Origin of the sequence: Pantoea sp. Pa-EAmG, from assembly GCF_030024295.1 — a bacterium.
GTDB lineage: Bacteria > Pseudomonadota > Gammaproteobacteria > Enterobacterales > Enterobacteriaceae > Pantoea > Pantoea dispersa.
Window position 1 is genome coordinate 1 of the sequence record NZ_JASEWO010000122.1, and the last position, 14,366, is coordinate 14,366.

A 14,366-nucleotide genomic window follows, 5' to 3' on the forward strand; every position below is an offset into this window, starting at 1 on the left:
CAGTCGGGGATCATCATACCCGGAGGAGAATGATCGGGATATAAGGGGCGCCATTAATGGCGACCAAAAAAGCGCAACTGACCCGCATCGCGCTTTTTCAGCGCGATCGGTCATGCAATCATCACTGCACCTGCCCGCCACGCATCGTCTGCTGCAGCGACTGCGTATCCGTGGTCACCGACAAACTGCCTTCTGCGCTGGCACGCAGCGGGGCGCCCGCGCTAAGCGAGCCCTTCAGCTGCAGCTGCAAATTACTGCTGCCGCTCAGCGGCAGTGCAGGCCAGCCCCAGTTTTGCAGCACGTTTGCCGGCACCGCCTGGCCTTTCAGGTTTAGCGTAAACGGACGCTGTGCTTCCTGTCCTGCGGTTGCCGTGCCTTCCAGTAATCCGTTACCGTTGAAGGCGCTCATCTCGCTGACCTCAATCTGCCGATCGCTGGCGTTCAGGCTAATCGACGGATGGCGCAAATCGGTGCGGTTAAAGGTGGCTTCCGCCGCGTTAAAGCTGGCTTTACCGGCCCAGATGCCCCATTGATGCTGGCGCGCCAGCAGCAGATTTTCTGCATTACCGTCGAGCGCGGTCATCTGGAACGGGAAGGCCGGATTAATATCAATCACCAGGTTACGGTTAGCGGTCGCACGCTTCACCAGCACGCTATCCAGCCAGCCCGGCAGCGTCTGCTGCCAGCGATCGCGCCAGTTTTGCGGCAGCGTGTATTCCAGGCCGGCAATGGCTAAATCGTCAAGCGTCAGGCGCTTATCGCTGCGCGTCCAGCTGCCGCTGGCGCGAATCACGCCGTTGACCCAGCGGGAGCTGAACTGCGTCAGTTGAATGCCCTGCGGTGAGAATTCGGCGTTGACGATCGGATCGTTGAGTTCAAAGCTGCCGTTAATAAAGTTGCCGGCGTTCATGGCCAGCGAACCGTCGTCGCTCTGCCAGTCATCGCCGCGCAGCGTAATGTTCTTCAGGGTCAGATCGAGATCGGTCACCGCCCAGTCCGGGCCCTGCAGGCGCGCATCGGTCATATCCAGCCGGTTGATGCTCACCGAAGGCACGTCGCGCAGCGGACTGAGGAACTCGCTCAGGCTCTGCTGGGTTTGCAGGCGAATATCGTTAAGACGCAGCTGGTTGATTTGCCAGTTACCCTGCGCGTCGCGCTCGGCACGTCCGGTCATTGAGCCGCGCGCCAGATCGGCGCCGATATTGCTCAGCACCAGCCGGCGTTTGGCGATATTGCCCTGCAGCAGCACGTTGTTACCGGCGACGCCGTCCAGCGTCATGGCACCTGCGCTCATCTGGAACTGCGCATCGCTGCCCAGCATATCGTCAGGCGTGGGCTTCCACGGCACAATGCCGCCGTTGACCCGCTGCGCCGCCAGCGGCAGGGCGCTGTGCGGGCTTTCGATCTGCACATTATTGAGCTGCAGCCGGTTGGCCTGAATCGGCAGCGTGGTTTGTGGTGACTGGTTAGCGAGGTTGATGTCGCCGTCGCGCACTTCAATGCTGTCGAAATGCAGCGGATCGCTGAACTGCACCAGTGCCAGTCCGAGATCGACGCGCTTCGCCACCAGCACCGCCGGCTGGCCGTCGTGGCCGAAGCTGAAGTCATCCAGAATGATGTGGGAAGGCGAGGAGAAGTTGTGCTCAATCTTACTCAGCGACAAATGCCAGGCGGTTTTATCGCTTACCCAACGGCTAAACCAGCCTGCGCCCCACTGGGTCTGCAGCATGACATACAGGACCACCAGCCCAAGCAGAATCAGCAGCAGTAAGGTAAGGAAAAACTTGCCTAAAAATTTCATCGCATCCATCCATCCCGATATTTATCCGGTAAGAGGTTGTTATGCCTGAATTACCGTTACAGCTCAACAGCCTGGATGTAAAAGCGGATAAATAACAGGCAGGCCGTAGCCTGCCAGCAGCATTACTTTTCCTGCGGAAAGACGAGGTTAAGCACGATAGCGGTGATACCCCCGGCGGCGATGCCGGATGACAGCAGGGTTTTCAGCCAGTCCGGGGCAAATTGCAGGATCAGCGGCTGTTGCGATACGCCGAGGCCCACCGCCAGCGACAGCGCGATGATCATAATGGCGCGGCGATTGAGCGGCTCGCGCGACACAATGCGCACGCCGGAAGCGGCAATGGTACCAAACATCACGATGGTGGCGCCGCCCAGTACCGGTTCCGGAATATGCTGCACAAAGCCGCTCACCGCCGGGAACAGGCCGAGTACGATCAGCATCAGCGCCACCACAAAGCCCACGTAGCGGCTGGCCACGCCGGTCAGCTGAATCACCCCGTTGTTCTGACCAAAGCAGGAGTTAGGGAAGGTGTTGAACAGCGCCGACACAAACGAGTTGAGACCATTGGCCAGCACGCCGCCTTTCAGACGCTTCATATACAGCGGACCGCTGACCGGCTGTTCGGAGACATCGGAGGTGGCGGTAATATCGCCGATGGTTTCCAGCGAGGTCACCATAAACACCAGCATCAGCGGGATTAGCAGATTCCAGTCAAAACCCAGGCCGTAATAGAGCGGCGACGGCACGGCCAGCAGCGCCTGGTTGGTGGGTGCAGAGGTCGCGGGCAACATATCCAGCGCCCAGGCCAGCGCATAACCCACTGCCATGGCGATCACCAGCGACGCGACGCGCAGGTAAGGGTTGCGCTGGCGGTTGAGCAGGATGATGACCAGCAGCACGGCACCGGCCAGCAGCAGATTTTTCGGCGCCCCAAAGCTGTGATCGTTCATGGCGGCGAAGCCACCGCCAATCGAGGTCAGGCCGACCTGAATCAGCGACAGACCGATAATCATCACCACAATGCCGGAAACCAGCGGCGTGATGATGCGCCGTGCGAGGTGCAGCACGCGTGACAGCAACATCTCGGTACAGGAAGCCACCATCAGGGTACCAAACAGCGCTGCCATCATGGTCGGCACATCGGCGCCGCCGTTTTTCAGCGCCATACCGCCCATGATCAGCGGCGTGACAAAGTTAAAGCTGGTGCCCTGAATCGACAGCAGGCCAGAACCCACCGGTCCCCAGGTTTTAATTTGCAGAATGGACGCCACGCCCGAAGCAAACAGCGACATGCTGATGATGTGCTGCGTATCCTGCGCCGGTAAGCCGAGCGCCTGGCAGATCAGCAGTGCCGGGGTAATCACCGCCACAAACATCGCCAGCAGATGCTGGCAGGCGGCAAACAGCGTTTGCGGCAGCGGCGGACGATCTTCTAGACGGTAAATCAGTTCACTTTTGCTCTCGCCTGGCGCAGTGGCAGGCTGGCGGGATTCAGCAGTATTGACGGACATGGTGGCTTCTCAATAACAACAAAGGGGCGATTTTAAACGGTTGCGTTGTGAAAGCAATCGTTTGCAATGGCCCTTTTGGTTGTGATTGATCTAGAGCGTAAACACCGTGCGGCAGCGGCTGTCATCCTGCTGCCACGCCTGCTCTACCTCACTCAGCGGACGCTGCTGAAAAGCGATGGAGAAGTCACTTTCAGCGGCGGCGTTCAGCATCTCACCAATACAGGCGATCAGTTCGCTGTCAGAGACGCTGCCCAGTCCGCTGCCCATCAGCGTCAGCCCGGATGAGCGCAGCAGTTTACTGTGCAGCGCGATCTCCTGCCCGCTGAGCGAGCCAATCTGCACAAAGCGCACCGTTTTCTCACCGCCGGCCACCGCCGCGTGCATGATGTCGAGCGCACTCTGGCCCCACAGATAATCCAGCACCACATCAATGCCTTGCTGCATCAGCGCTGGCAGCGCGCCGGGCAGTTCATCCAGCGTCAGGATGATATCCGCACCCTGCGTGCGCAGCTGCTCCAGCACCGCGCGGTTACGGCCGGTGGCGATGATTTTCCCGGCACCGAGGTGACGCGCAATACGCACCGCCAGCCCGCCGGAGGTGCCGGTTGCACCGTTGATCAGCACGGTTTCACCCGCCTGAAACTGCGCGCGACGCGTCAGTGCGGCCCACGAGGACATGCCGGGATTGGCGATTGCCGCAGCCAGCAGCGGATCAAGCGTCGGCGGCAGCGCAACCACCGCCGCAGCCGGCACCCGGGTCTGCTGCGCCATACTGCCCCACGGTGCGCTAAAGGCGAGAAAATAGACCGGATCGCCGTTGCTCAGCGTGCCGGTGCCATCAATACCGGCGATAAACGGATAGTGGCTACCGGCGCTGTAATGGGCACCGGCAGCTCTCGCTTTCGCCAGCTGGCTGATGGCGGCGGCCTTCACCGTTACCACCACATGCTGTTCATCGGCCTGCGGTGGCGGGAAATCGCCCCATACCGGTTTCTCACCTGCGGCACTGACAATAGCTGCTTTCATGTTTCACCTTCAGTTCATCGGATAATATGTGTAATATGCACACATTAGGCCTGCTCTGGGATGACGTCAATGAAAAGCGTGCAAAATACACATAATAATGCCGGCTTCGATGATTTGCACAACGCGCTGCTGATGATCGTCGGCACCTTTAATCGTCCGCAACGCGATGAATTATTAATAAAAGAGTCCGGTATCCAGCTGGATCGCGCCCTGTTTCCGCTGCTGATCCAGATTGGCCGTTTTGGTCCCCTCGGCGTGGTCGAGCTGGCCGATCGCGCCGGGCGCGATTACACCACTGTCAGCCGCCAGGTGGCGAAGCTGGAAGAGCTGGGGCTGGCGCAGCGGCAGAAAAATGCCAGAGACAAGCGGATCAATGAGGCGGTGATCACGGCGGCGGGAAAAGCGATGACGGATAAAATCGACGCGGCACGCACCCAGATTTATCAGCAACTGTTCGCTGGCTGGCCAGCTGAAGAGCGCGCTGAGTTAACGCGCCTGTTACAGCGCTTCGTCGGCGATTTCATGGCGGTGGATCGACAGCCGCAGCTGGATTAAGCGTGGCTGTAGCGCTCGGTTTCCGGCAGCCAGCGCTCGATCAGCGCCTGAGCCTGTTCGGGATAATGCTGGTGGATATGGCGCGCCACGCGCTGAACTTCCGGAATCATGCTTTGATCGCGCAGTAAATCGGCAACTTTAAACTCGGCGTTGCCGGTCTGGCGCGTGCCGAGCAATTCACCCGGACCGCGAATCTCCAGATCGTGCTGGGCGATGACAAAACCGTCGTTGCTGTCGCGTAGCACCTGCAGGCGTTTCTGCGCGGTTTTACTCAGCGGCGCTTTGTACAGCAGCACGCAGTGTGAAGCGACGGCACCGCGGCCAACGCGTCCGCGCAGCTGATGCAGCTGCGCCAGACCAAGCCGTTCCGGGTTTTCGATGATCATCAGGCTGGCGTTGGGCACATCGACGCCGACCTCAATCACCGTGGTGGCCACCAGCAGCTGGATTTCATTGGCCTTGAACGCCGCCATTACCGCCTGTTTCTCCGCCGGCTTCATACGCCCGTGCACCAGACCGACCTGCAGGTCCGGCAGCGCCACTTTCAGCTCCTGCCAGGTGGCTTCCGCCGCCTGCGCTTCCAGCACGTCGGATTCATCGATCAGCGTACACACCCAATAGGCCTGACGGCCTTCATGGCAGGCGCTTTGCACCCGGGCGATGATGTCGCTGCGGCGGGTATCGGGAATTGCCACCGTGGTCACCGGCGTACGGCCCGGCGGCAGTTCGTCAATGGTTGAGGTATCGAGATCGGCATAGGCCGTCATCGCCAGGGTGCGCGGAATCGGGGTGGCGGTCATGATCAGCTGATGCGGATGGAAACCCTGCTCTTCGCCTTTTTCCCACAGCGCCAGCCGCTGATGCACGCCGAAACGGTGCTGCTCATCAATGATCACCAGCGCCATGCCGTTGAACTTCACCTGTTCCTGGAACAGCGCATGCGTGCCCACCACCATCGCCACCTGACCGCTGGCAATCGCCTCCTGCTGCGCTTCGCGCGCTTTGCCTTTCTGCTTTCCGGCCAGCCAGCCAACTTCCACGCCAAGCGGCGCAAACCACTGGCGGAAATTACTGGCGTGCTGTTCAGCCAGCAGTTCGGTCGGCGCCATCAGCGCTACCTGCTTGCCGTGGGCGATTACGTTCAGCGCCGCCAGCGCAGCCACCAGCGTTTTACCGGAGCCGACATCACCCTGCACCAGGCGCATCATCGGGAAGTCGTGCGCCAGATCGCGCTCAATCTCTGCGACCACGCGCCGCTGCGCCGTGGTGGGCGAGAATGGCAGCGCGGCCAGCAGTTTATCCACCAGTTGGTGGCGTGCCGGCATGGGCAGGGCGTGATGGCGCTGCGCGCCGGCGCGTACCGCCAGCATGCTGAGATTGTGCGCCAGCAGCTCTTCGAGAATCAGACGCTTCTGCGCCGGATGACGGCCGGTTTCCAGCTCGCTCAGGCGCAGGTCCGGCGGCGGCCGGTGCAGGGTGCGCAGCGCCTCCGGCAGGCTGATCAAACCGCCGCTCAATTCCGGCGGCAGCAGCTCGGCAATCGGGCAGCTCTCCAGCAGCGTCAGTGCCTGATCGGTGAGATTGCGCAGCGTGGCCTGGCGAATACCTTCGGTGGTGGGATAGACCGGCGTCAGGGTTTCCTGCAGCTCAACGCCACCCAGCTCGCCCTGGACGCGATACTCCGGATGAATGATTTCGGCGCCGCGCTGGCCGCGTTTGATCTCGCCATAAGCGGTGACGCGACGGCCCGGTGCCAGGCTGTTTTTCATGCCGGCGTTGAAGTTGAAGAAGCGCATCGTCAGCACGCCGCTGCCGTCGCTGATCTGGCATACCAGCATGCGGCGGCGGCCAAAGGTGATTTCGCTGTGCAGCACTTCACCTTCCACCGTCGCCCAGATGCCGGGCAGCAGATCGTTAATTTTGTACAGCTGGGTGCGGTCTTCGTAGCGCAGCGGCAGGTGCAGCAGCAGATCCTGAATGGTAAACAGGCCGAGTTTCGCCAGCTTACCCGCCTGGCTGGCGCCGACGCCGGTCAGGGTACTGAGCGGAATGGCATCCAGCAGACGGCCTTTCATTTTTTACCCGTCGCTTGCATGGTGGACCACCAGGCGGCATCGGCTTCGACTTCGCCCTGCGCGTTGATGTGCGGATAGGGCAGGCCTTTCTGCTTCGCTACGCGCGCCAGCACCGGATACCCGCCCTCAAACAGCAGACGCTGCTGCTCATCCTCGTCCAGCAGGCTGTGCTGGCGGCGATACATGCCGGCGTTTTGCCGCTGACGCTGGGCTTCATACAGAATCAGCGCGGAGGCCACGGAGACATTCAGTGACTGCACCATACCGACCATCGGAATGATGATATCGCGGTCGGCCAGCGCCAGCGCTTCAGCGGTGATGCCGGTTTTCTCCTGGCCCATCAAAATACAGGTCGGTTTGGTGTAATCGATCTCGCGGAAATCGACCGCTTTGTCTGACAGATGGGTCGCCAGCACCTGCATGCCGCGATCTTTCAGATGGCGCACCGCATCAGCAATGTGGCGATGGGTTTTCACCTTCACCCAACTGTTACTGCCCGCCGACGCGGACACCATGGTGCGCATACGCACGCTGGGCCATACCGCGTGCACTTCGTGGATGCCGACGGCGTCGGCGGTGCGGATCACCGCAGAGACATTGTGCGGCTTATGCACCTGCTCCATGCAGACGGTGAGATCGTGCTGGCGCATGGCCAGCATCTCCTGGATACGAGCAAAACGTTGAGCGTTCATGCACTAATTACGGTTACGGTGAACTTTAATCACGTCCGGCATCACGCGGATTTTACGCATGATATTGGCCAGATGGACGCGATCGTTCGCGGTGAGGCGGATGAAGGCGCTGTAAACGCGGCCGTCACGCTCTTCGGTATTGAGGCTTTGAATATTCGAACCTGCGGTATTGATTGCCGCGGTCAGGTTGGCCAGCGCGCCCTGGTGGTTAAACATATCCACCTTAATCTCGGCGACAAACTCCTGATCGGTCACTTTATCCCATTCAACCGGCATGAATTTTTCCGGTTCTTTCTGGTAGCCGCGAATGTTACGGCAGGATTCGTGATGCACCACCAGACCTTTACCGGGGCTGACGTGCGCGACAATCGGGTCGCCAGGAATCGGACGGCAGCACTTGGCGAAAGTGATCAGTACGCCATCAGCGCCCTTGATTGGCAGCTTTTTGCTGCGCTTACTGCTGCCAGATGACGGTTCGCTGCCGGATTGCAGCAGGTTCTTCGCCACCACTACGCTCATGGCATTGCCAAGGCCAATCTCCGCCAGCAGATCGTCGATGCTGGAGAGCTTCATACGCTCCAGTTCCTGCTGAATATTCTCCGCCGGAATCTCGGCCAGTTTTTTGCTGCCGCCGAGCGCGTGGCTCAGCAGACGACGGCCGAGGTTAACGGAATCTTCGCGCTTGAGGTTTTTCAGCAGCTGGCGAATTTTGGCACGCGCTTTTGAGCTCACCACAAAGTTGAGCCACGCGGCATTTGGCCGCGCGCCAGGTGCGGTAATGATTTCAATCGTCTGGCCGCTGGTCAGCGCCTGCGACAGCGGATACGGCTGGCGATCGACGCGCGCACCGACGCAGGCGTGGCCGATATCGGTGTGCACCGCATAGGCGAAATCCACCGGCGTGGCGCCCGCGGGCAGTTCGACGATACGGCCTTCCGGCGTAAACACGTAGATCTCATCCGGGAACAGATCGGATTTTACGCTCTCGATGAATTCAAACGAGCTGCCGGCGCTCTGCTGCAGCTCCAGCAGGCTTTGCAGCCAGCGCTGGGCGCGAATTTGCGCGGTGGTACCGCTTTCGCCGGCTTCTTTATAAGCCCAGTGGGCCGCCACCCCCATCTCCGCCATCTGATCCATATCTTCGGTACGGATTTGCACCTCAACCGGCACGCCGTGCGGGCCGATCATTGAGGTGTGCAGTGACTGATAGCCGTTGGCTTTGGGAATGGCGATGTAATCTTTCACGCGTCCGGGACGCGGTTTGTACAGGCTGTGCATCTGACCGAGCACGCGATAGCAGGTATCAAGGTCTTTCACGATGACGCGAAAGGCATAAATATCCATGATCGAGTGAAATCGCTGCTCTTTCAGGTGCATTTTGCGGTAGATCGAATAGAGATGCTTTTCGCGTCCGCTGACGCGGCACGGAATGCCGGCTTCCTGCAGACGCCCGTCGATTTCCGACAGGATCTTCTGAATCATCTCTTTACGGTTACCGCGCGCCGCTTTCACTACCTCTTTAATCACGCGGAAACGGTTTGGATAGAGCGCTTCAAAGCCGAGCTCTTCCAGTTCCGTTTTCAGGTGATGAATACCTAGGCGGTGCGCCAGAGGACTGTAAATTTCCAGCGTTTCCAGCGCGATGCGCCGTTTTTTATCCGGACGCAGCGCGCCCAGCGTGCGCATGTTGTGCGTGCGGTCAGCCAGTTTGATCAGGATGACGCGAATGTCCTGCACCATCGCCATGATCATTTTGCGGAAGTTTTCAGCCTGCGCTTCTTTCTTGTCGCGGAACTTCAGCTTGTCGAGTTTCGACACGCCTTCCACCAGTTCGGCCACGCTTTTGCCAAACAGCTGTTCCATATCCTGGTAAGTGGCGGGTGTATCTTCGATCACGTCATGCAGCAGCGCTGCCATCAGCGTTTCATGGTCGAGTTTCATCTCGGCCAGAATGCAGGCAACGGCAACAGGATGGGTGATGTAAGGTTCACCGCTGGAGCGTGTCTGACCCTCGTGGGCATCACGCGCGACGAGATAAGCTTGCTTGAGGCGCTTGATTTGCTCCTCAGGCAAGTATTTTTCAATCAGTTGATTGAGGCTTTCAAACAGATACAAGGTTGACCTGCAGAGTGCTGTTAACGACGACCTTCAGCGATAGCGGTAACGGCTTGTAACTCAGCGGCTTCCTGCTCTTGCTGTTCCTGACGATCACGGACATCCAGAATCTGGTTGGTGATCAGGCCTTCTTCGATTTCGCGCAGGGCGATAACGGTGGCTTTATCGTTCTCTTCCGGAACCAGCGGATCTTTGCCGCCTACCTGCATCTGACGTGCACGACGTGCAGCGACCAACACCAGGTCAAAACGGTTACCAATTTTCTCTACTGCGTCCTGAACGGTTACGCGTGCCATAGGTGTGCTACTCCACAGATGATGAAGAAATGACTGGGCATAATACTGAAAGTGACTTCAGACTGCCAATAGTTTGCTGATTAAAGCATCATGTCGCGATTTTTGGCGACTCATACGCAGACGTTCTGCGCGAATAATGTGTTTCAGATCGGTTAAGGCCAGGTCGAAATCATCATTCACGATCAGATAATCGTATTCGGCATAGTGACTCATCTCCGCCACGGCTTGCGCCATGCGGCGGGCGATCACCTCTTCGCTGTCCTGACCGCGGCCACGCAGGCGACGGTCCAGCTCTTCGGTCGACGGCGGCAAGACAAAAATGCTGCGTGCAGCCGGCATTTTTTGACGAATTTGCTGCGCGCCTTGCCAGTCGATATCCAAAAATACATCAACACCGGTTGCCAGCACGCGTTCAATCGCCGCGCGCGAGGTGCCGTAGTAATTGCCAAACACTTCCGCGTGTTCGAGGAAGTCATCGGCGGCAATCATGGCCTCGAATTCGGGCTTTGAGACGAAGAAGTAATGTTCACCATGTGCTTCACCGGGACGCACGCCGCGGGTGGTGTGAGAAATAGACACCTGCGTATCGTACAGCGGCTGTGTCTTTAACAGCGCCTGAATCAGGCTGGATTTACCCGCGCCGCTAGGGGCGGAAACAATATAAAGCGTGCCTTGAGCCATGGTTATCTTGAATTGAGTAAAGAGCGGAGTCGATTTCCTGCACAGTATACACGGCTTAAGCGCAGCACGCAGCGTTTGCCGCCCGCACGCGGCAATTCTTTTTCTGTGCGCGCCCTCCAGCGGCAGCGCAACTTTCTGCAATTCGCACAAAAACCCGTCAGCCTCGCTCCACAATCGGCTTTTTAACGCTGGTGTCACTCACCGCGGCACGCTGCAATCAGCAAAAAGGAGGCGACGATGAAAGGATGGAGATGGCTGGGTGCGATGTTGCTGGCGGGATGTGCGAATGGGATGGCGATCTGTCCCAACTGGTCACCGGTGCGCGCTGAACAGGAGATGGGCGTGCTGCACAACCAGCTGCGCCACTGGGATGATGCCTACTACCGTCAGGGGCAAAGCCCGGTAAGCGATGCCGACTACGACAGCCTGCAGCAGCGCTTACAGCAGTGGCAGCGCTGCTTCACGCCGGCGTTGCCCGGCTATGCGGCACAGCTCAGCACCGACGGCAGCACGCTGCATCCGGTGGCGCATACCGGCGTGCGCAAGCTGCGTGACAAGCTGGCGGTGGCCTACTGGATGCAGGATAAACCGGCGCTGTGGGTGCAGCCGAAAGTCGATGGCGTGGCGGTGACGCTGGTGTATCGCCACGGCGAACTGGCGGGCCTGATCAGCCGGGGCGACGGACTGCGCGGTGAACAGTGGCTGGCGAAAGCACCGCACATTGCGGCGATCCCGCGGCATATCGCGACCGACCGTGCGGAAGTGGTGTTACAGGGCGAACTATTTCTGACGATGACCGATCACCAGCAGGCGCGCGACGGCGGTCAGAATGCGCGCGCCCAGGTGGCGGGCGCCATGATGCGGCGCGAAGCCAGTCCGCTGCTGTCGCGCATTGGTGTGTTTATCTGGGCATGGCCGGATGGGCCGCCGATGATGCAGGCGCGGCTGGCGCAGCTTACGCAGTGGGGCTTTGCCCTGACGCAGCAGTGGAGCCGCCAGGTCAGCAATGAGGAGGAGGTCGCGGCCTGGCGTGAGCGCTGGTATCGCCAGCCGCTGCCTTTTGTCACTGATGGTGTGGTGATTCACCAGTCACCGCAGCGCGTCGGGCGCGACTGGCAGCCCGGGCAGGGCAGCTGGTCGGCCGCGTGGAAATATCAGCCTGCCGAAGTCAGCAGCGAAGTGCTGTCGGTGGATTTCAACGTCGGACGCACCGGCAAAATTGCCGTGGTGCTGAACCTGCAGCCGGTGCAGCTGGAGGATAAAACAGTCCGGCGGGTCAATCTGGGCTCGCTGCGTCGCTGGAAGCAGTGGGATGTGATCGCCGGCGATCAGGTCACGCTGTCGCTGGCCGGGCTGGGTATTCCGCGGCTGGAACGGGTGATCTGGCGCGTGGCGCAGCGCGACTATCCGCTGCCGCCACAGGACGACGCATTCAATCCGCTGAGCTGCCTGCACTTCAGCGCAGGGTGTCGCGCGCAGTTTCTGGCGCGCCTCAGCTGGCTGAGTCACAAGTCAGTGCTGGATATTGCTGGCATGCAGCGCAGTAGCTGGCAGCGTCTGCTGGACGGCGGCAGCATCAGCCACCTGTTCTCCTGGCTGACGCTCACGCCAGAGCAGATTGCGCAGGCGCAGGGCATCTCCACCGTACGCGCCCGGCAGATCTGGCATCGCTTTAACCTGACGCGCCAGCAGCCGCTGCGCCGCTGGATCAGCGCGCTGGGCTTACCGCTGCCGCGCACGGCACTCCAGGCGTTGCCCGATACGCAGTGGTCGCAGCTGCTGGCGCGTTCAGCCGACAGCTGGCAGCAGCTGCCGGGTATCGGCAACGTCCTGGCACAGCGGCTGGTGACGATGCTGCAGGATGCGCGCCTGCAGTCGCTGATTCACTTTCTGCAGCAGCAGAATATCCCGGCGCAGCCGTCAGTGCTCGGGGTGGGGGTAGTTGAAAATCGGCAGACCGAGGCGGAAGCGCAGCGCCAGCAGGCGGGCGAAGAAGCCGAACAGTAGCGTGATGATCACCACCACTTCATGCGCCAGCGGTGTTTTCAGCAGCAGGATATACATCCAGCCGGAGGCAAAAGCGATACCGGCATACAACTCTTTCTGGAACACCAGCGGAATGCGGTTGCAGAACATATCGCGCAGCACGCCGCCAAAAACGCCAGTTATGACTGCGGCGATGGCGGCGATGATCGCCGCATGGCCGGAATCCAGCGCAACCTGTGCGCCGATAATCGAGAACACCACCAGACCCAGCGCATCCAGCACCAGAAACACTTTACGCAGATGATTCATCAGCGGCGCGACAAAGGTGGTGACCACGGCCGCCGCCGCGACGATCATGATGTATTCCGGGTGTTTCACCCAGCCGAGCGGATAGTGGCCCAGCAGAATATCGCGCACCGAGCCGCCGCCAATCGCCGTGACCGACGCAATAATAATGACGCCAAACAGGTCCATTTTGCGTCGGCCTGCCGCCAGCGCACCGGTCATTGCTTCGGCGGTAATACCAATGATGTACAGGACGGTTAATAACATAGAGCACTCCAGTAAACTGGCGGCAAGGCTAAAGATTTCCCAGAGTGTAGACCACTGAGATTTTCTAAAAAAATGTTTTCGGATTAGCCATGCTGATGGCGAGCCTGCTGATGGGCTTGTTACAGAGGAACTGCGGTTGTCAGCCGGTGTTTTCGCATCAATAAAAATGATGCGAGACGGCGGATCGACCCTGATTTAAGTTTCGCCGATGATGTGTCGTACCTGATTAATGCCTGCTCATTCAGGCTCATCATTTACGGGCGCGACGTGCAGCAACTCTGGACAGGCATGAAAAAACACAGCGAAGACATCCTCTATTACTCCTCCGATAAGCTGGCGGCACTCGGGCTGGAAAGCCTGCTATCAGCGTTACCGGTGGGCTGCCGGGTGCATGAACTCTGGTCGCTCAGTACCGTCATCTCGCAGTGTGAAAGAGTGCGGCCGCGGTTACTGGTGTTTATTTTTCACGAGAATATGCCGCTGGCTGGCACCTTCAAAGTGCTGTATGCGCTGCAGCAGCAGTTTCCGGCCATGCAGATGCTGGTGCTGACCCGACGTCTGTTGCCGATGATGCACGCTCTCAGTCGTTATCTGCCCGGACTCAGCGTCCTCGATTTAAAGTCCTCACACACCGCGCTGCGTCGTTGCCTGCTGGCCTGTATCGCCGGCGGGATACCGCAGTTGCAGGAGGGGGCTGACATTCTGCTACCGGACCGGCAGCTACGGGTGCTGCTGATGATGGCGTGGGGCTACAACACGGAGCAGATTGGTAACCGGCTCGGTATCAGCCATAAAACGGTGAATGCACACAAGCTAAATGCGCTTACCCGCCTGCAGGTGAAAAGCAAAAACGATATGGCCGATCTGTTTATGGTGATTGACGAGCTGCGCATGCTGGTGGGATGGCTGCGCCTGCACCGCAATGGCAAGCTGAGCGAGCTGGCTTATCATTCGCTGGAAGAGTTACTGGAAGCATAAAAAGAAAAAAGCGTGCTGGTAACCAGCACGCGAACGCATCTTGCAGATGCCCAGAGCCCACCATACAGACTTGTTGTTATTATCCGTTTCTTGCTCGC

At 59.4% G+C, this 14,366-nt stretch carries 12 protein-coding genes; 3 read left to right on the forward strand and 9 right to left on the reverse strand.

Going from position 1 to position 14,366, the window contains the following annotated elements; translation table 11 throughout:
- Nucleotides 1-121: 121 nt before the first annotated feature.
- From QMM04_RS15665 to QMM04_RS15675, 3 genes are all read right to left on the reverse strand, one after another.
- Nucleotides 122-1,801, reverse strand: coding sequence for an AsmA family protein (locus QMM04_RS15665; RefSeq protein ID WP_282996492.1), 1,680 nt, complete (start codon nucleotides 1,799-1,801; stop codon nucleotides 122-124).
- Nucleotides 1,802-1,923: 122 nt separating this feature from the next.
- A complete protein-coding gene (locus tag QMM04_RS15670) occupies nucleotides 1,924-3,312 on the reverse strand; it encodes an NCS2 family protein (RefSeq protein WP_104094268.1) in 1,389 nt (462 codons plus the stop codon).
- Nucleotides 3,313-3,402: 90 nt separating this feature from the next.
- Entirely contained in the window at nucleotides 3,403-4,338 is a 936-nt protein-coding gene (locus tag QMM04_RS15675; protein WP_215800506.1) for a zinc-binding alcohol dehydrogenase family protein, read from the reverse strand.
- A gap of 69 nt (nucleotides 4,339-4,407) precedes the next feature.
- Here QMM04_RS15675 and QMM04_RS15680 point away from each other — a divergent pair, with 69 nt between their 5' ends.
- Nucleotides 4,408-4,893: a MarR family transcriptional regulator gene (locus tag QMM04_RS15680; RefSeq protein ID WP_058780488.1), complete on the forward strand. Its 486-nt coding sequence runs from the start codon at nucleotides 4,408-4,410 to the stop codon at nucleotides 4,891-4,893.
- On the opposite strand, the gene recG is transcribed toward QMM04_RS15680, so the two are convergent.
- From recG to gmk, 5 genes are read right to left on the reverse strand one after another with little or no spacing between them, the layout of a single operon-like run.
- Complete coding sequence (gene recG / locus QMM04_RS15685; protein WP_282996493.1) at nucleotides 4,890-6,968, reverse strand: ATP-dependent DNA helicase RecG; 2,079 nt, start codon at nucleotides 6,966-6,968, stop codon at nucleotides 4,890-4,892. The genes QMM04_RS15680 and recG overlap by 4 nt on opposite strands.
- The gene (trmH, locus tag QMM04_RS15690) at nucleotides 6,965-7,660 is read right to left on the reverse strand and encodes a tRNA (guanosine(18)-2'-O)-methyltransferase TrmH (protein ID WP_031279638.1); all 696 of its coding nucleotides are present in this window, start codon (nucleotides 7,658-7,660) and stop codon (nucleotides 6,965-6,967) included. Before trmH ends, recG begins: the two co-directional genes overlap by 4 nt.
- A 3-nt stretch (nucleotides 7,661-7,663) precedes the next feature.
- Complete coding sequence (gene spoT, locus QMM04_RS15695) at nucleotides 7,664-9,775, reverse strand: bifunctional GTP diphosphokinase/guanosine-3',5'-bis pyrophosphate 3'-pyrophosphohydrolase (protein ID WP_021507105.1); 2,112 nt, start codon at nucleotides 9,773-9,775, stop codon at nucleotides 7,664-7,666.
- 20 nt (nucleotides 9,776-9,795) lie between these two features.
- A complete protein-coding gene (gene rpoZ, locus QMM04_RS15700) occupies nucleotides 9,796-10,071 on the reverse strand; it encodes a DNA-directed RNA polymerase subunit omega (protein ID WP_013511051.1) in 276 nt (91 codons plus the stop codon).
- A gap of 57 nt (nucleotides 10,072-10,128) precedes the next feature.
- On the reverse strand, nucleotides 10,129-10,752 hold the full coding sequence (gmk, locus tag QMM04_RS15705) for a guanylate kinase (protein WP_282996494.1): 624 nt from the start codon (nucleotides 10,750-10,752) through the stop codon (nucleotides 10,129-10,131).
- Nucleotides 10,753-10,989: 237 nt separating this feature from the next.
- Between gmk and ligB the strand changes: the two genes are divergently transcribed.
- On the forward strand, nucleotides 10,990-12,759 hold the full coding sequence (gene ligB, locus QMM04_RS15710; RefSeq protein WP_282996495.1) for an NAD-dependent DNA ligase LigB: 1,770 nt from the start codon (nucleotides 10,990-10,992) through the stop codon (nucleotides 12,757-12,759).
- On the opposite strand, the gene QMM04_RS15715 is transcribed toward ligB, so the two are convergent.
- On the reverse strand, nucleotides 12,673-13,290 hold the full coding sequence (locus tag QMM04_RS15715; RefSeq protein WP_031279636.1) for a trimeric intracellular cation channel family protein: 618 nt from the start codon (nucleotides 13,288-13,290) through the stop codon (nucleotides 12,673-12,675). The genes ligB and QMM04_RS15715 overlap by 87 nt on opposite strands.
- Nucleotides 13,291-13,578: 288 nt before the next feature.
- Here QMM04_RS15715 and QMM04_RS15720 point away from each other — a divergent pair, with 288 nt between their 5' ends.
- Nucleotides 13,579-14,268: a LuxR C-terminal-related transcriptional regulator gene (locus QMM04_RS15720; RefSeq protein WP_058771006.1), complete on the forward strand. Its 690-nt coding sequence runs from the start codon at nucleotides 13,579-13,581 to the stop codon at nucleotides 14,266-14,268.
- Nucleotides 14,269-14,366: the final 98 nt, after the last annotated feature.